Source organism: Labilibaculum manganireducens (genome assembly GCF_002843385.1).
Lineage (GTDB): Bacteria > Bacteroidota > Bacteroidia > Bacteroidales > Marinifilaceae > Labilibaculum > Labilibaculum manganireducens.
Window position 1 is genome coordinate 1 of record NZ_MVDE01000055.1, and the last position, 16,732, is coordinate 16,732.

General features: G+C 34.8%; 16 protein-coding genes and 1 pseudogene. All 17 read right to left on the reverse strand.

Annotation, left to right across the window (positions count from 1 at the left end):
* Nucleotides 1-343: 343 nt before the first annotated feature.
* Nucleotides 344-1,180: a DUF5694 domain-containing protein gene (locus BZG01_RS20550; RefSeq protein WP_101311727.1), complete on the reverse strand. Its 837-nt coding sequence runs from the start codon at nucleotides 1,178-1,180 to the stop codon at nucleotides 344-346.
* Nucleotides 1,181-1,527: 347 nt separating this feature from the next.
* Complete coding sequence (locus BZG01_RS20555) at nucleotides 1,528-4,242, reverse strand: PAS domain-containing hybrid sensor histidine kinase/response regulator (RefSeq protein WP_101311728.1); 2,715 nt, start codon at nucleotides 4,240-4,242, stop codon at nucleotides 1,528-1,530.
* A 772-nt stretch (nucleotides 4,243-5,014) separates the two neighbouring features.
* Nucleotides 5,015-5,536 carry a YdeI/OmpD-associated family protein gene (locus BZG01_RS20560; RefSeq protein WP_218973183.1) on the reverse strand — a complete coding sequence of 174 codons (522 nt, stop codon included), beginning with the start codon at nucleotides 5,534-5,536 and terminating at the stop codon, nucleotides 5,015-5,017.
* Nucleotides 5,537-6,191: 655 nt separating this feature from the next.
* Nucleotides 6,192-6,464 carry a hypothetical protein gene (locus BZG01_RS20565; RefSeq protein WP_101311729.1) on the reverse strand — a complete coding sequence of 91 codons (273 nt, stop codon included), beginning with the start codon at nucleotides 6,462-6,464 and terminating at the stop codon, nucleotides 6,192-6,194.
* A gap of 11 nt (nucleotides 6,465-6,475) precedes the next feature.
* Nucleotides 6,476-6,718 carry a hypothetical protein gene (locus BZG01_RS20570; RefSeq protein WP_101311730.1) on the reverse strand — a complete coding sequence of 81 codons (243 nt, stop codon included), beginning with the start codon at nucleotides 6,716-6,718 and terminating at the stop codon, nucleotides 6,476-6,478.
* A gap of 109 nt (nucleotides 6,719-6,827) precedes the next feature.
* Nucleotides 6,828-7,109, reverse strand: a complete 282-nt coding sequence (locus tag BZG01_RS20575; protein ID WP_245870449.1) for a hypothetical protein — start codon at nucleotides 7,107-7,109, stop codon at nucleotides 6,828-6,830.
* A 177-nt stretch (nucleotides 7,110-7,286) separates the two neighbouring features.
* Nucleotides 7,287-8,465, reverse strand: coding sequence for a TlpA family protein disulfide reductase (locus tag BZG01_RS20580; protein ID WP_101311731.1), 1,179 nt, complete (start codon nucleotides 8,463-8,465; stop codon nucleotides 7,287-7,289).
* Nucleotides 8,466-8,570: 105 nt separating this feature from the next.
* Entirely contained in the window at nucleotides 8,571-9,284 is a 714-nt protein-coding gene (locus BZG01_RS21820) for a transposase (RefSeq protein WP_218973184.1), read from the reverse strand.
* A complete protein-coding gene (locus BZG01_RS20585; RefSeq protein WP_218973185.1) occupies nucleotides 9,235-10,098 on the reverse strand; it encodes a transposase in 864 nt (287 codons plus the stop codon). Before BZG01_RS20585 ends, BZG01_RS21820 begins: the two co-directional genes overlap by 50 nt.
* Nucleotides 10,099-10,375: 277 nt before the next feature.
* Nucleotides 10,376-11,173, reverse strand: coding sequence for a hypothetical protein (locus tag BZG01_RS20590; RefSeq protein WP_101311732.1), 798 nt, complete (start codon nucleotides 11,171-11,173; stop codon nucleotides 10,376-10,378).
* Nucleotides 11,174-11,343: 170 nt separating this feature from the next.
* A complete protein-coding gene (locus BZG01_RS20595) occupies nucleotides 11,344-12,027 on the reverse strand; it encodes an NAD-dependent epimerase/dehydratase family protein (protein WP_101311733.1) in 684 nt (227 codons plus the stop codon).
* 22 nt (nucleotides 12,028-12,049) lie between these two features.
* A complete protein-coding gene (locus tag BZG01_RS20600) occupies nucleotides 12,050-12,838 on the reverse strand; it encodes a helix-turn-helix domain-containing protein (protein WP_101311734.1) in 789 nt (262 codons plus the stop codon).
* A 55-nt stretch (nucleotides 12,839-12,893) separates the two neighbouring features.
* A complete protein-coding gene (locus tag BZG01_RS20605) occupies nucleotides 12,894-13,379 on the reverse strand; it encodes a hypothetical protein (RefSeq protein ID WP_101311735.1) in 486 nt (161 codons plus the stop codon).
* 49 nt (nucleotides 13,380-13,428) lie between these two features.
* Entirely contained in the window at nucleotides 13,429-14,337 is a 909-nt protein-coding gene (locus tag BZG01_RS20610) for an oxidoreductase (RefSeq protein ID WP_101311736.1), read from the reverse strand.
* Nucleotides 14,338-14,357: 20 nt separating this feature from the next.
* Nucleotides 14,358-15,179 (reverse strand): oxidoreductase, encoded by an 822-nt coding sequence (locus BZG01_RS20615; protein ID WP_101311737.1) that lies wholly within the window; start codon nucleotides 15,177-15,179, stop codon nucleotides 14,358-14,360.
* 94 nt (nucleotides 15,180-15,273) lie between these two features.
* Complete coding sequence (locus BZG01_RS20620; protein ID WP_101311738.1) at nucleotides 15,274-16,023, reverse strand: SDR family NAD(P)-dependent oxidoreductase; 750 nt, start codon at nucleotides 16,021-16,023, stop codon at nucleotides 15,274-15,276.
* A gap of 587 nt (nucleotides 16,024-16,610) precedes the next feature.
* Nucleotides 16,611-16,732 (reverse strand): annotated as a pseudogene (locus BZG01_RS22175) (IS91 family transposase); the annotation flags it as partial.

Here is a 16,732-nt window from a genome sequence, read left to right on the forward strand (position 1 = left end):
ATACAGCATCTGGCAGAACACCAAACCGTGACCAACGAACAAATGAGAAACTTGCTTCCTGATAAGTGGGCTGAGTAATATCTGATATTTTAATACCCCGTCAATTTGAACCAAAATTTGACGGGGTGTTTTTTTTGACGGAGTGCCGACGCGGAGACGTTTACGTTACTGCTGTGTTGTTTATTCCTCTTGAATACAAAGTAAAAGTATTTTATCCTTTTGTTTTTTAAAATTAACAAAACATTATTTAGAAAACTGATTTCAGATTCTGAGAATAATTCTAAAAGAAAAATTAGGTCTAAATGACTTGTTTTTCACCTCAGTTCTTTGTTAGCTGTAGTTTTCATTCTAAATATTTTTCTGTGTCAACAATTTTTATTGTCGGGTGTACTTCCAAATAATTCTTTAGTGCTTTTATATGTCCAACTCCAATTAAAACTAAAACACGTTTGGGTTTAGTTTTCAGAATATCTTGAATTATATTTTGATAAATATTCACATTTCTAATCATATTATTTTGACTCCAAAACACATTCATATTATACTTGTCTATATCTAAAAATGATGTGATATTGGTGTAAAACATTTCGTTTAAATAACTTTTAGAATTTAGTTTGCGATAAACATCAATTAATTCCAAATCAGCCATACTTTTAGTAAAGTCTTTTACTTTTTGAATAATTTCTTTTTCATATTTTGATTGCGGTTCGTCATCGGGGATGTTATTTTGCGAGTAGTAGTTATTCATAGAATCAAACAGTTTTATATATTCTTTTTCCGCAAAAGTTTTTTCTGGTTTAATGTGCCAATCAACACAAGTCGCTCCGTGATTGAGGTTTAATTTCACAGCTAATTTTGTTGCAATTTGAAAAAGTTCATTTTTTATTTTAATATCTGTTCCGTTTTTATATTCGGTAAAAATACTATCCCAAAATACCTGTTGAATAGGTTCGTTTTCTATATAAATTTCATCTGGTTTAAATTTTTCCAATTTATTTAAGACAATATCAATTTCTTTCTGTTTCTTTTTTCCAAGGATATTATCATTTATTACTTTCACGGAATCAGTAGTATTTCCTCCAAAATGGTAAGTTCCTAACAATAAAACTTCTGTTTTTTCTTGTGCTTGCCCGTAAAAACAAAATGTTAATAGAAAAATCGTCAAAAGTATTTTGTTCATATTTCGTTTTTTTCAAATTACAGCTAACAGCAGTTTGTTTAAAAACCAATCAAACTGCTCAATTCAATTTTAAATATAGCGGTTTTATGGATATCTGAAAATTGAAAATCCTTTTATTTGGAAATAGAATTGAGGTTCTTATTTGAGGCACTTTTGACTCTAACAGCCCCCACTGCCCCACGATTTTATCATCTGCTTACTACATCAACACAATCACGCACAGGAAACACACTCAGGCGCTGGGTGGTGAGAGAGCTTTTTCCGCTAAGCTAATAACCTAGAGGCTGGCTACCAGATCACATCCACACACTGCATTTTCAACAGATTAATTGTTAATCTACATGGATTCATTTCGCAAAATACGATTGAATTAATGATAATAATATATTTGGGTTGATGGGTTTTGAAATATAATTGTTACAACCTGCCTCTATGGCTTTTTCCTTATCCTCTTCAAGGACAAAAGCCGTTTGTGCAATAATAATTACTTCTTTATTAAACTCCCTTATTTCCCGGGCAGCTTTATAGCCGTTCATGCCAGGCATTTGAATATCCATTAACACCAAATCAATGTCAGGATTATTGAGGCAGGTTTCAACGGCATGTGTTCCCGTGTTTACTTTCAGTATTTCGCTGCTAAATTTCTCCAGCTCTATCGAAATTAACATTTCAGAGGCCTTATCGTCTTCGGCAATTAATACTTTTAATCCCAAATTTTCAGGAATTACATTCTTTTCTTCGGCAGCAGGATGAACAACAGCAGTGATTTTGACTTTTTTATCTATATCAATATTACAGGGAAGTGTAAAAAAGAAAGTTGAGCCCTTGGATTCTTCGCTATCTACCCAGATTTTACCACCCAACATTTCTACGTAAGCCTTTGAAATGGCTAATCCTAATCCTGCTCCTTGCCGTGCCATTTTATCGGCAATATCAGCTTGAATAAAACGTTCAAAAATGATTTCAACCTTTTCTTTTGGAATTCCTATCCCTGTATCCTTTACATAGAATTCCATTTTTTCTCCTTTTACTGCATATCCAAACTCTACCGTTCCCTTGTCGGTATATTTTATGGCATTTTTAACCAGGTTTGAAAGTACTCCATAGAACTTTTCACTATCAGTGACTGTAATAGATTTATATTCAGGCAATTCACAAACAAAGGAGAGTTTGAGTTTTTTATGATAGGCATCGAGTTTTAAAGAATCGTAAACAAATTGCAACTGGTTGTTTATGTTTGTTTCGGAAAGGTGAATGTCAATTATTCCTGATTCTATTTTGGAAATGTTAATAATGTCGTTTAATATGTTGAGCATGCGCTCACCACTTTCCTCGATAATTCGAATGTACTCTTTTTGTTTCTCACCAGATAATTCCGGCTCTTTAAGCAGGCCGGCAAAGCCTAAAATACCGTTCATAGGTGTACGGATTTCATGACTCATATTGGCCAGGAAGGCTGATTTTAACCGGTCGCTTTCTTCGGCTTTTTCTTTGGCTTTTAGTAATTCAGACTCAGCTTTCTTTCGGTCAGTAATATCTAACCCAACCCCGACAATACCAGCCCGGTTATCAGACATTGACATAGGATTAACTATGCTCAAATAGTGTACTTCGTTAACATTTAATTCAAAAATAGCAGACTCACCTGACAACGCTTTATTTATTGCTTCTATTGTTTTGGGAGAGTCTTTGTATAAATCAAAAACAGATTGCCCAACTACCTGATTGGGCAACAAGCCCAGACCTTTAAGACCTGCCCCAATGGAAAGATTGAAGATGCCATCTTTGTCTATCAAATAAAATACAATTGGCAGATTGTCAACAGCAGCACTAATTAAAGCTTCGTTCCTGATTAATTCCTGTTGTGCTTTTTTACGCTGGGTAATATCCCTGCCAATTCCTAATACACCCATAAATGTTCCATCATTCTCGTATATAGGTGTTTTTATTGTTTCTAATATTTCCTTATGTCCATCGGCAAAAGTCAATTCTTCCTCATTTATGCTTGGTTTACCTGCAACAGCAGCTTCGTTATCCTTTTGCCTGAAAAAGTCGGCCAATTCTTTGTTCACGAAGTGATAATCAGTTTTTCCTACAATTTCTTTTTCTGCAGCTCCATATAATTGCTCAAACCGATGATTGCATTGCAAATAAACTCCATGTGGATCCTTTACCCAAACAAGATCGGGGAGAGTATCGATTAGTGCCCGTAAACGACTTTTACTTATTTTAAGTTCTTCTTCAGTCTGTTTAAAGTCAGTAATATCCTTTCTTATGCCAACCATACGTTTAATTCTGCCTTGGTTGTCTTTTTCAATAATATGACCTATAACCTGGAGCCATCGGTAACTTCCATCAGCGTGTAATATCCGGGCTTCATATATATAACGATCTTCTTTATAAGCCAACACATCCTTTATTTTAGCCCGAACATATTCCCTGTCATCGGGATGTATTCTGGCAAGCCAAACCCTTCGGTCCGATGGTTCGGCTACCGGCTCATATCCAAGCATCGTATAATATATGGGCGAGGCATACCAAATATCATTTTTTACATCCCAATCCCAATTTCCAATCTCTGTAGCTTCCAAAGTTACACGGAAGCGTTCCTCTCCAATATACAATGCTTCTTCAACCAATTTGCGATCCGTAAAATCAATAAGTGTTCCGCTAATGGCAGGCTTTCCTTTATAGGATATTAAATTTCCAAGAGCTTTTATCCATACTATACTTCCGTCTTTCTTTACTCCACGAAACTCATACTCCATCGATTTTGATTCTTTGGAAATTAGTTTTCTAATATTTTCTTTCACAATATTTTTATCACTTCCGAAAGCAAAAGATGCAGGGCTTCTTTTTTCCACAATATCCTCGTATGAGTATCCGAAAATCTCACAGAATTTTTTATTACCGTATCTAAAATAATCATCCTGAATGATATATACTCCAACAAGTGAATGTTCTACTATTTCACGATATTTTACTTCGGAATCCAAACAGGGCTGGTCTTTCTTCTTTTTGAAAAGAAAGTGTAGGTTTCGCAATGAATTGAAATTAACCATATTTCGATTTTTTTAGTTATCTCCTATACCCCTGAAGTTCAATGCGCAATAAAAATAACGAAAATAGAATAGCTTTAATTTTTTTTACTGAAAGTAAAATTTATTTTAAATATTCAAATAAATATTAATTAGTTATCCCATAATTCGCATAGTATATCGTCTAATTGTAAAAATCTATCAATAGAGCAAGTGCAGTTAGATATTTGTTTTTATGTTTCCAGTCAAATTAGCTGCATCATATTGTTGTTTGGTCAAATCCATTTTTGATTCTTAATGTCGAATTATTGCAACCTCTCAGCAGTGGCTATAACGTCAGTTTATCTAAAAACTTATCAATCTGCTCAACTCAATTTTAAATATAGCTGTTTTATGGATACATAAAAATTGAAAATCCTTTTATTTGGAAATAGAATTGAGGTTCTTGTTTGGGACACTTTTAACTCCAACTGTCCCCACTACCCCACAATTTTATCATCTGCTTACTACATCACCACAATCACGCTTGGGAAACACATCCAGGCATTCTATACAGAAAACCAACGAAATAAACTCTCCGCAGACCTGTAATTCAATTTTAATTACTAAAACTTATTGTTTTGATTACTTACCACCCAATAAAAATGTGCGGCAGCGGATCAATTTTCATAATTATTTGATGTCTTCAATTTTGTGAACGTTAAATTGTATAAGCAGTGGCATATTTGCAGGCTGCTTTCCAATCAAACCGCTATTCAGTTTGAGCTCTGTCGTGCATTACTTGTTATTGTGTAGGTTAATAGTATTTGTCAATACCTCCAAAGCCTGAAATAAGTTTGTTGTCCTGTGTTTTTTGAATAAAATTTGTCAGTCGTTTGGTAAATTCTTCTGGCCGCTTTCTTGCACTATCAATGTATGCAATTCGTATTCGTTTGTAGCAGTCTGAAAAATCTCTAAAGTTTTCCCAAGCTGTTTTGTCTTTTTTTATTTCATCTAAAATATCCAAAGGAAAAACATACTCTTTTGAAATAATTTCCTGAACCGTTTTAAGAAAGGAATGATGAATCAGATTTTTTTCAGCCAACCATTTCAGCCGTTCTTTATTGGGCTGTGAATAACTGCTCTTTGATTGTCTGGGAGTAAACCGCTGAATTGTGTGGTCTTTGTCAAGGGTTTTATTTGTACTGTCAATCCAACCAAAACAGAGAGCTTCTTCAACCGCATCATTGTATTGAATGCGTTGTTCACCGGTTGACTTTTTAGCGTAAACCAAACTTCGTTCTCTATGTTGAAATTTTGCTGAAGCCAATTTCTCCATTCAGTCCTTGTTTTTATGTGTAGTATCTTGTCTGTTTTCAAGTTGCTGATTTATTTCATTTACAAAGTTATTCAAAATTTCACTCAATTCTTTCGGTTTACTTATCAAGGGCAAATGTCCACTATCGAGTGTTTCTGCTTTTTGTGTGTTTAAATTTCTTATCATTTTGCCTTGTAACTGCACAGTTAACGCTCGTCTTCAGTCAGTTTTATATTCAGCGTTTTTGTGGATATCTGAGAATTCTTTTATTTGAAAATAGAATAGAGGCTTTTGTTTGGGGAACTTTTAACGACTAAAACTTATTGTTTTTATTACTTACCACCCGATAAAATTGTGCGGCAGCGGAGTTAAATTTTCAGAACAACCATTACTCTGGAAAGGTTGCGGAAATGCGGTTATGAATCGACGCTCGACATCTACAAACAAATCACGCCAAATAGACGTGATTCCTTATTCCATAACTTAATCCCGATTTTTCGGGACCGTATACGTACGGCTAAGCCTTAATGAATACCTTATTGTGAAATAATTTTGTGAATAAACACGCTTGGTTTATGCTGAGCTTGCGAAGTATCTGGTGGTGTGTAAGCCTCTCCCTGCTAGTGATTACCAGCGGGGCGGGCTATTCGATTGTGCCGTCGTGCTTTCTATTTCATTAATCCTCAATCATTTTATTAACCTTCGGTTGAACAATCCAAATACCAATTGGAAAGAACCAAATCATAAAAAACTCACCTGCGAAATCAAAAAATGAAACTTCCCTTTGTAATTCAACAGTCTTAAATGTCTTTGCCACAAAATACAAACAATAAAATATGCAAAACATTGAAAAAAGGTGAAGTGGTACAATAATCCCGACCAATCCTCCAATTAATCCGCCACTCGGCTCTTGTTCGCCACCGAATGCTCCACTAAACATAATTTCCATTGAAAGAGAAATCAAAAAATATAAATCAGCGGAATAATCAAAAACGTTTTAAAATTCTTTACTTTCATCGTTACATCATTCGGAATTTTACTTTGTAATCCAACTCCTATTGACCAAAACCAACCTAAGAATCCGCCTATGAAAAGAATCATTATAATCGGAAAAACTTTCATAATTGCCATTGGGTCATTCCCCATCATTGCCATGGGCATCATAATGATTTGAATCAAAAATGGTAATCCAAATGTTACCATGAAAATCTGCCAGTGTTTTGCTTTTAAAACTTATCTATCATCTTATATTCTATTTAATTATCAAATTAGTAATCCTATTAAAGACTTGGTCAGAACCATTTTAAATATATTAAAAAGGTAAATCCTTTAAATTCTCATTATCATACGGCTCAGATTCTATGTCGTTTTGCAATGTGTCATGATTATTCGATTCATTCTCACTACTCATTAAATGATAATCTCCATTCATATAGAAATCTAAGTCAGTCGCATTTTTCTCATAAAATTCATCTGCTGGAATATCATCAATTACATAAATTCTACGAAATTTCATTTTTCCACCAACAAAGTAAGACTCCTTAATGAATTCACGCCCTTTCTTATCTTTATGAATCTTTTTTTTCTTTTTCACTTATCCTTAATCCTATTTTATTGCACTACGGTTCTTGGCATGCGGCACAACGGTTGCGGTATGAAAAGTTGCCGATTGCGGGCAATTTCCTGTCAAGTTACACAAAAGTTGAAGCGGGCTACAACCCTTGATATTTGCTACATCACCTGACATTACTTATACAAAATGTTAGCAGCTTTAATTTCTCATCAGTTCATCCAATTTTTTATAAAAATCATCGGACTCGCCTCTAAATTTTGCTATTATCTTTTTGTCCTTATCAAGAATTATTTTTGTTGGATAACCTTGTACACCGTACATCACAGAAACATCCTTTTCAATGTCTTTATTGTTTATTACTTGCAACCAGTTTAATTCATTTTCTTCAACTGATTTTTTCCATTTGTCTTCGGTGTCATTACAGGCTATTCCAAGTATTTCTAATTGGTCTTTATATTTTTCGTAGTATTCTTTCATTTTGGGAAATCCTTTGATGCACCAACCACACCAACTACCCCAAAAATCAAGAACTAAATATTTACCTTGAATAGAGTTTAGTTCTAAGTCTAACCCTGATAATGTTTGCAGTGTAAAATCTGGTGCAATTTTTCCTTCTACAATATTCTCTTCTGCTTCTCTTACCTTTACATACTTTTGAAATCTTAAGTATTGACTTTCAAGCATATTTTTAAAAATGCCGTTCTTAACTTCTACATTTAAATTTTCATAGTATTTACCTAACGTATCAAGTCTTTGTCGTGTAAGATAATAAGCAGTTAATTCTTTGTCCAAATTATTTCTTATAAACTTTAATTCTTCTTTATTGGCAATATTGTTAATTTCGTTTCTTTCCTTGAAAAGCTTGTTTATTAGTTCTTTGTCTCCATTGTTTGACCTTAGAGTGTCAATTTGCAATTCAATTTTCGCAGACTGTGACATTTCTTGTATATACCTTTCTCTTAATTGGCTATATTCCTGATTAAACTCTGAACCTTTTACTTTATACTCCAAATAGTAATCGTGAAGTTTACCTTTTACTGTAATATGGTCATCAGGTTTTAACAGAAGAACAAGATATTTATGACGAGGATAATATGGAGAACCATCAACTCTTTTAAATCCTCCTTTTTTCGGGAAAATAAAAGTCAAAATAGGCTCATTACTTGGAGAATCAAATACGAATTCATCGTTCGTGGAAATTATTGTGTCCGTTAAAGGTTCATCCATCTCATAAAATTTAGAAACAGGTGCATATTCCACAAAAATGGTATCATTTTCTATTCCCTCAATTTCAACTGTCAGATTATGTTTCTGTCCACACGAGGAAATTATTAATCCTAAAATAAAAATGATGGTAAAATTTCTAATACAGTTCATAGTTTATGTTTTTTATTGATTGTGCACTTCTGTCATTTTATTATTGCTGCTAACGCCAGTTTGTCTAAAAACTAATCAAAAGGCTCAATTAAGTTTTAAATATATCTATTTTAAGCACACATAAAAAATGGAAACACTATTATTTGGAAATAGAATTGAGGTTCTTATTTGGGCTAATTTGAACTTTAACGGCACCATTGATTCAAGAAAATAAGAGAATTGCTGTAAAGCCCATTTTATGATGGTTTTTATGCCAATTATATTGATTAAACGGCGCAGATTGTAGGCTGTCATTAGTAAGCCAACATCAGCACTTGCCCTTGCCATGCCTTTTTTTGTTACAATGTGATCGAAGCCCCATTGCCGTTTTAGGGTTCCGTAGGGATGTTCAACTATGGCTTGGCGTCGTTTGTAATAGCTCTGATTCTGATTTACGCGTTGTTTGTTTATCCCAATGAGATCCTGGTACTGGCTGCGTTGTATTGCCTTTCCACAGATAGCCTTACTGCATTGATCTTTTACCTTACAGTTTGCACAGGCTTTGGTGGTGTAGCGTTTAAACTGATAGGTTCTGGCCTGGTGCCATCTTCCGTTAGTTTTTAGCTGCTGGTTTTGCGGACAGGTATAATAATCTTCCTCTTTGCTGTACTTGAAATTTTCTACATTATACTGCGGATTTGGTGCTTGTGCAGCCACCCCGGGTACGGCCACTATGGTTTCAATACCCAATCGATCCGCGACAGCGAATTCGGAACCGGTATGGTAACCTTTATCGTAATAAAGCTGTGAAATGATTGCTTCGTAAAATAGATTTTGCACGTTGCAGCATATTGCCCATGGCTTTGCTGTCATTGTCATTTGTCACTTTGTAATCGATGGGAATGCAGTGTTTTGAATCAACCGTGGTTTGTATATTGTAAGCTACTTCGGTAATGTTATTACGGGTAATCATCTGACGGCTGTCAGGATCGGAAGTAGAAATTTGAGACTGATTTGTTTGCTTGATTTGCTTCTCAATAGTTTGATACTCCTTTTTTCTCTCAGTTTGTTTCTCAATTTCCTTCAGAATAGTCTTTTTTTCATCTCCGTCACTTTCTGCCAATGCCTTTTCATATTCAGCGAGCTTGTTGTCAATATAAGCTAAGTGGCGGTCAATTTTCTTTTGATTGAAGTTGTTCTTTTTGCTGTTCTGTGCCCTGAGTTTAGTGCTGTCACCAGCCAACAGTTTACCTCCAATCAGGTTAAAGTAGTTAGCTGTCTTAACTGTTTGTCGAAATACTTTTCTAATTGCTTTGGGATTATCCCGTCTAAAGTTGGAGATGGTATTGTGGTCAGGGCTTAAGCATTTGAGTAACCACATAACCTCTATGTTTCTCTTGCACTCTTTCTCTAACCCCCGGGAGGAGCGGGTTCTGTTCAAATACCCATAAATGTAGAGTTTGAGTAAATCAGATGGGCGGTAAGCCGGCCGTCCATTTTCATCAAAATCAACTTTAAAACCAAAGTCATTTAAATCAAGGCTATCTACAAATAAATCAATGAATCGAACTTCATTATCGGTAGCAATTGATTGGTCTAATGAGATGGGAAAAAGATGAGTTTGTGTTCTGTCTTGTCCTTGTATAAATCTCATACTATAAGATAACAAAGTGTTGAATACCCGCCAAATACAAACAGACTGACTTATCAACAACTTATCAAGGTTTTTTGACAGTCTGACGGTCTTGCTAAGTTGCGTGGGCGATTTAAACAATTGTCTTATTAAACCGCTAAAGAAGCAAGCCGATTAAATTTGTTTATATTTTTAAGCAACCAAATTTTATTGGCTTGCTGGTGTTTCTTAGTTGAACTAAGCTTTCAAGTTGCTCATCCCCGCCCATGAAATTTAGCTTTTGTTGTGTGGAGCTTTTCTATGTCGTTTTCTGGATTATCTTTTTGAATTCAAAATCGATTGCTGGATTTTTATATCTTTTAATCAACTTAAAGCTATAGTATCCTATTACTAATACACAAATTATCGAAGTCCCAATAGGCCCTATTGTGTCAATAAATGACATGAATAGTTTGCTTAAACCTTTTCGTCTTCCAGAAAACTCATATTCTGTCCCATGTTGCATATTTATCGAAGCAGTTACTATCAGATATGAAAATAGACAGACAAACAGAATTTTAATAGAATTAAATGTCAGATATTTTGCTTTATTTTCTGTCTTCTTTTTTAATTCCATTTCAAATATACTTCCTATAGAGTCTGCAAGCTCTTTTAGTTCTGAATTATCTGATGGAATTAATTTAATCATGTCGTTAACCTCTGCTTCCGAAGCATAATTCAGCTTTATCGTATTTCCCTTTTCATTGAAAACTATTCGATATAAATCTTTCTTATTGATAATTTGAAAATCTTTCTTTTGCGAAATCATTTCAGACTTCTTTTTCATCTCGGTATAATCTTTAAATTTATTACTCGAGAGAGCAATGTAATCAGATGTCACAATCAAATTTTTCTTCTTTTCAATTCTAAAAATCTTTTCCATAGGGTATCTACTTTTGTTTTTTAGTTCCACACAACGGTGGCGGTATGAAATCGTTAGGGATTGCGGGCTACTTTCCTGTCCAGTTACACCGAACTTAATGCGTGGCAGAATGTTTGAATAACTACTTAAGCCCCAATGTTTTATACCGCGTGTTGTGTGCTGCCCTTTGTTCATTGTCAAGTAAATATAATCTTTTTGTCAATATGCTACAACTTGTCTGGGTAGGTTGGCGTGCACTGGGGAAGGCATACTCTTTGGCAAGTTTTGGTTTGTGGGTTGACTTTTTGAGCGAATTGCCAATGTGTATGACTGGGAAGGGTGGCAGATGTTACATTTCAATTACATTATTCAGTCGATTTACCCACTATAATTTTAAAATCCTTAGGTTCTACTATTTTTTTAGAATATCCCTTTAATGCGACATTAATAAGTGCGGTTGTCAAAATACGTAAATCCATTATATAGCTTGGGAATATAGTTTTTAGTGGAACCATTAACCACTTGGTATATTTATAGGTTTTGTAATATGTTTGAGTTGGCTTGAGGGATAAAAACGGTATCAAACCAGCTGGACGAAAATTGTAAACGGCTGAAAATGGAAGTTTCATTAAATCGTTTTCTGTTTTTCCTTTTACCCGCGCCCACATTGAGCGTCCTTTTTCTGTACTATCAGTACCAACACCAGAGATATAACAGAAAGTCATATCGGGATTTATGTTTGCGAGGGTTGTAGCAAAATTTAAAGGTAGAGTATAATTATCTGCAGTATATTGGGATTCAGATTTACCCACTGATGTTGAACCAATGCAATAAAAACAGGCGTTGTAGTCCAATAACGAATCTTTAAGGCTGGAAATATCAGATAAATTATTCTGAATTATTTCGGTGAGTTTAGGATGTTTGTACCCGCTCGATTTGCGAGTTATAACTAATACTTTTTCGATATTGTCGTGGTTTAAGCATTGGTAAAGTAAGCCTTCGCCAATCATTCCTGTAACTCCTGTTATTATGACACTAATTTTTTGCATTTTATTATTGGTTGTATTACAATTAAATAGCTAGTGTTGATGCATTAAAACCAAATCGAAGTTTAAAAGCATTTGAAAAATGAGAAAAATTCTCAAACCCCACTGAATAATACACATCAACTGGTTTTAGTTGTTTTTCAGTAATGAGATATTTAGCTTCTTCCAATCTCCTATTTCGTAACCACCTTCCTGGTGTATCGTTATAAACTTGCTTGAAATCTCTTTTGAATGTTGATAAACTACGACCAGAAAGCTTAGCAAATTCTGACATAGAAATATTGAACAAGAAATTTTGGTTGATGAACTTTTCCAAATCAATTTTGTAAGGTTCGCTTAGGTCAAATAAAAATTGCTTCATTGTACTCTTTGTCAATAAAAGTTCAATAGCTTCCATAGTCTTTATCTGTGCCAATTTTGAACTAAACTTATTGGGCTCATCAATATAAGGCAATAATGATTCAATGTATGACTTTAAGAATTTATCCCCAGTTAGGTCAATTAAGGATGTACCAAAATACTTTTCCTGCTGTTCAATTTTATTCAGTTTGGCATAAGCTCTTAAAACATCTTGTGCTAGAAAGATATTGATTGATTTACAAGGGAGTCCGTTTTCGTCAGGATATTTTATAGCTTTCACCAATTCATTCTTACGAATAAGAGCAACATTCCCCTTTTGGGCAACCACTTTTTTGTTGGCAAAGTGTAATTCTACTTTACCTGACACAACGTAGCTCAGAGTATGCTCAAGTACAACTTGTTCGCTTGTAAATTTCTTTTTCTTTTCGCAACTAAACAGGATATTATCTTCCATTTATTTTTCTTTTATTGCCTATTAGGTTTTCCTGTAGTTGTTAAATATAATAAATTCATTCTGAAATCAATTTTTCGTAATAAATTCTGGCTCTTTCTTTCGAGAAATAATCAATTGCTGCAAAGGCTGAACCTAAAAGGATGAGCGCAATTGCAATTGCTTGCCATTGCACATTCTTTACAAAATATAACAATCCGATAGCGATAAGAAAGCTAGTCAAACTTATGCCAATAGACATCGGATATAAGTATTGAAAACCTTCTACTCGTGCGATTTCTGAATCAACAAATTCTCCTTGATTTTGTAGGTAGATTTCTTCAACCTTAGCTACTTTTTTACTGTTTGAATATATCCCACCAACGCCAATCGAAGTAAAAAACAAGCCAATAACAATTAAAGGAATTAGCAAGGCTTTTGCCGAAGGCAAATTACCGTAAATATGAAATAGTACGGCAGAAATGAGGAGAAACACCCCAAACCCGAGAATGAATTTTCCTTCAAAAATTTCTCCGTTGTACCAATCTAATGTGTATTCTATCATAATTAAATTTCCAAAGTATTAGTTATACAAGTTAAAATTATTCCTAATTTTAATAATGAACATTTGTAAGTTCTTCCGCTATTTTCCATAAACGTACAGCATTATCCATATTGCGAGCGCGTTTATTGAGCTTGCCAAGTTTTACCCTCCCCCACAATATCCATCGAGGCTGAAAGTATTCTCCTCCCTGAACATCTGGAGCTGTGGCTGCATATAACTGATAAATAGCATGCGACTGAGCGGAACCTGACAATGTTATTGAATCTCCCTTAGCTTCTCCACGGCTTACGCCTTTATTCATTTTTTGCAGATTAGTCATAGCAGCACCAGGGTCGCTGGCTACACTTATCGTTTCTGCGTTCATGTCGTCAAGCTTAAGCTGTAATACACGCATAAAGAGAAGGATAGCAAGTTTACTTTGGGCGTAAGCACTCCACTTTCCATATTTCTTCTCACTTTGCAAATCATCAAAATTAATTTTACCATTATTCAAATAATACGAACTGCTACTCAACGTAATAATGCGACTTGCAGGGGTTTTGATTATTTTTGGCAACAACAATCCCGTAAGTGCAAAATGGCCTAAGTAATTTGTTCCAAATTGTGTTTCAAAACCGTCTTTTGTTTTACCGTAAGGTGGAATCATCACCCCAGCATTATTCATTAGAATATCTAACTTTTCATAACGCTCGTTTACAATTTCTGCAAAAGCACGAATCGATTTCAAATCGCCTAAATCCAGTGCTAAGACATCTACTGATGCATTAGGAACCAAGTTTAATAGATATTTTACAGCTTCCTGAGCTTTCTCGGGGTTACGGCATGCCATGATTACATGTGCGTTTCTGCGTGCAAACTCGATTGCACTTGCTAGACCAAGACCACTATTAGCACCTGTTATCAATACAACACGTCCGCTCTGGTCTGGCATATCACTAATTGACCATTTATTATTCATATTTTTTATTTTTACCTTATCTAAAATCCCAATTGGCTAAGTGATGCATTGTCAAATTCCTTATCTGACATGTTCTTACGCATATCCAACAATTCCTTTGCCATAAAACCTGCTGCGTATCGGGTTTCGGGTTCTTCGGTTGTAATAGCCTCATAAATAACATCGGCAATTAGTTTTGGCTCTGAACCTGAGTTTTCATCTACTGAATTTAGCATGTTGGCGAAATTTTCAGCCATTTGTTTGTAGCGACCTTGTCCAGAAACTTTTAGCATGTTATTGGTTGCTATGCTTCCCCATTCGGTTTTAATTCCGCCCGGTTCAACAACAATTACATCTACCCCAAATTGGCGAACTTCGTTTCTTAAACTATCGCTCAGTGCTTCCAATGCAAATTTACTTGCATGATACCAACCTCCCAGAGGCGATGCAATTTTTCCGCCGATAGAAGAAATGTTTACAATTTTACCATAGTGGTTTTCAATCATTTTGGGTAAAACTAATTGCGTAACCCTTGCTGCACCGAATAGATTTACTTCCATTTGATACTTTACTTCACTCATTGGCACTTCTTCTACTGAACCATAAGAACCAAATCCAGCATTGTTAATTAACACATCAATACGTACTTCTTTTTCAAAAATTTGGTTAATGCCGTTTACCATTGATTGCTCGTTGGTAACATCCATTTCGAGAACGTTCACGCCAAACTCTTTTAGGTCGTTCATTTTTGCTACGTTTCTTGCAACACCATAAACGGTGAAGCCTTTTTGTGCCAAATCTTTTGCGGTGGTTTTGCCAATACCCGAAGATGCTCCTGTTATTAAAACTACTTTTTTGCTCATTATATAATTTTTTAGTGAATATTTATGATTCACCAGTTTAATGATAAATCTTGGCTTTTTATTTAGTGCAAAAACATTTTAATTTTCAACGAAATTATTTTGCATTGTATCCTCCATCAATACTTAATACAGCCCCTGTCATAAAAGTATTTTCATCAGATGCCAAGAAGTAAATTGCCTTAGCAATATCTTCAACTTCGCCAAGTCTGTTCATTGGATGAATTCCTTCAATATCTTCTATTCGATAAGTGCCAGCATCTAATGCACTTTGAAAAACAGCAGTTTTAATAGCTCCCGGTGCAACTGCATTTATACGGATTCCTTTTGTCGCATAATCTATTGCGGCACCCTTTGTTAACCCAACAACTGCATGTTTTGAAGCGTTGTATTGTGCCGTTGCATACAAACCATTTAAACCTGCAATTGAAGCTAAATTTACGATTGTTCCGCCACCAGTTTTTTCCATTGCTTTAATCGCATATTTCATTCCATAATAAACCCCCATCACATTGGTGTCGAGCATTTTCTTTAAATCATCTGATATTGTTTCTCCTAAAACAGCACCACCTAATGAAATTCCAGAATTGTTTACAATAGAATCTAATTTACCAAATTTTTGAACAGTTTTTGAAATTACCAATTCTACTTGTTCTTCATTAGTTACATCTAAAGGAAAGAATGTTACGTCTAAACCACTTTGTTTGAAATCAGAAATTATTAGAGCTTCTTTGTTCTCATCTCTGCTTGTTACAACTACATTGAAACCATTTTTAGCAAAATGTAAAGCGGTTGCTTTACCAATACCTGTTGTTCCACCTGTTATTAAAACTACTTTTTTGCTCATCGCGTATTTTTTTAAATTATTAATGATACAAATGTATACTGATTACAAGTAGTTTAATTTGGTCAGAGGTTCAATTTATTTTGGTCAGAAGTTCATATTGACCGATAACTTATCCACGAAGCGGGTGCGGTGGGAAGAAAACAACTCTTTTGCAAGCCAAAGTGTCGGTTTGTGTGTCGGGGCTTGCAAATGTGTTGTTTTGTGCGTTGGGGAATTTGTTTTTTGTCTTGTCAATCGGGTAGGAAATTGTCGCCGAAAGGTTTTTTAGGGTTGCACACAACGTAAAAGTGTTTTATCCTTTCGTTTTTTAAAATTAACAAAACATTATTTAGAACACTGATTTTTACTTCTCAGAATAGTTCCAAATAAAGGATAAAATAGAATTGGACAATGCCGCCGGAGCTATGGGTATTTAATTGTTTTGTTTTTTCGCAAGAGGTTTCGGACCTTCTGTTTGCTGTGTAAGTTAGGAAACCAGAGTGTTTCATAAGGATTTTTTGCTTTGAATAATGCATAGTTTACCCTTTTAGCTAATGCTATTAAATTTACTTTTTAAAATTCAAAGAACTTTTTGATCACCCAATCGATCAGGTTTCTGGTTTTGGCAAAGCTCTGCATAAAATTCTGCCTTTTTTACATTTCGGGCAATGGCTTACGTCTTTCCCTGTGAGTAAAAGTAAACTTCAATGGCTGATAATCCCTCGTATTC

Coding starts and splice junctions, on each gene's coding strand:
- BZG01_RS20550 (WP_101311727.1), bottom strand. CDS start 1,180: ATGAACAAAATACTTTTGACGATTTTTCTATTAACATTTTGTTTTTAC.
- BZG01_RS20555 (WP_101311728.1), bottom strand. CDS start 4,242: ATGGTTAATTTCAATTCATTGCGAAACCTACACTTTCTTTTCAAAAAG.
- BZG01_RS20560 (WP_218973183.1), bottom strand. CDS start 5,536: ATGGAGAAATTGGCTTCAGCAAAATTTCAACATAGAGAACGAAGTTTG.
- BZG01_RS20565 (WP_101311729.1), bottom strand. CDS start 6,464: ATGGAAATTATGTTTAGTGGAGCATTCGGTGGCGAACAAGAGCCGAGT.
- BZG01_RS20570 (WP_101311730.1), bottom strand. CDS start 6,718: ATGGTAACATTTGGATTACCATTTTTGATTCAAATCATTATGATGCCC.
- BZG01_RS20580 (WP_101311731.1), bottom strand. CDS start 8,465: ATGAACTGTATTAGAAATTTTACCATCATTTTTATTTTAGGATTAATA.
- BZG01_RS20585 (WP_218973185.1), bottom strand. CDS start 10,098: ATGAGATTTATACAAGGACAAGACAGAACACAAACTCATCTTTTTCCC.
- BZG01_RS20590 (WP_101311732.1), bottom strand. CDS start 11,173: ATGAACAAAGGGCAGCACACAACACGCGGTATAAAACATTGGGGCTTA.
- BZG01_RS20595 (WP_101311733.1), bottom strand. CDS start 12,027: ATGCAAAAAATTAGTGTCATAATAACAGGAGTTACAGGAATGATTGGC.
- BZG01_RS20600 (WP_101311734.1), bottom strand. CDS start 12,838: ATGGAAGATAATATCCTGTTTAGTTGCGAAAAGAAAAAGAAATTTACA.
- BZG01_RS20605 (WP_101311735.1), bottom strand. CDS start 13,379: ATGATAGAATACACATTAGATTGGTACAACGGAGAAATTTTTGAAGGA.
- BZG01_RS20610 (WP_101311736.1), bottom strand. CDS start 14,337: ATGAATAATAAATGGTCAATTAGTGATATGCCAGACCAGAGCGGACGT.
- BZG01_RS20615 (WP_101311737.1), bottom strand. CDS start 15,179: ATGAGCAAAAAAGTAGTTTTAATAACAGGAGCATCTTCGGGTATTGGC.
- BZG01_RS20620 (WP_101311738.1), bottom strand. CDS start 16,023: ATGAGCAAAAAAGTAGTTTTAATAACAGGTGGAACAACAGGTATTGGT.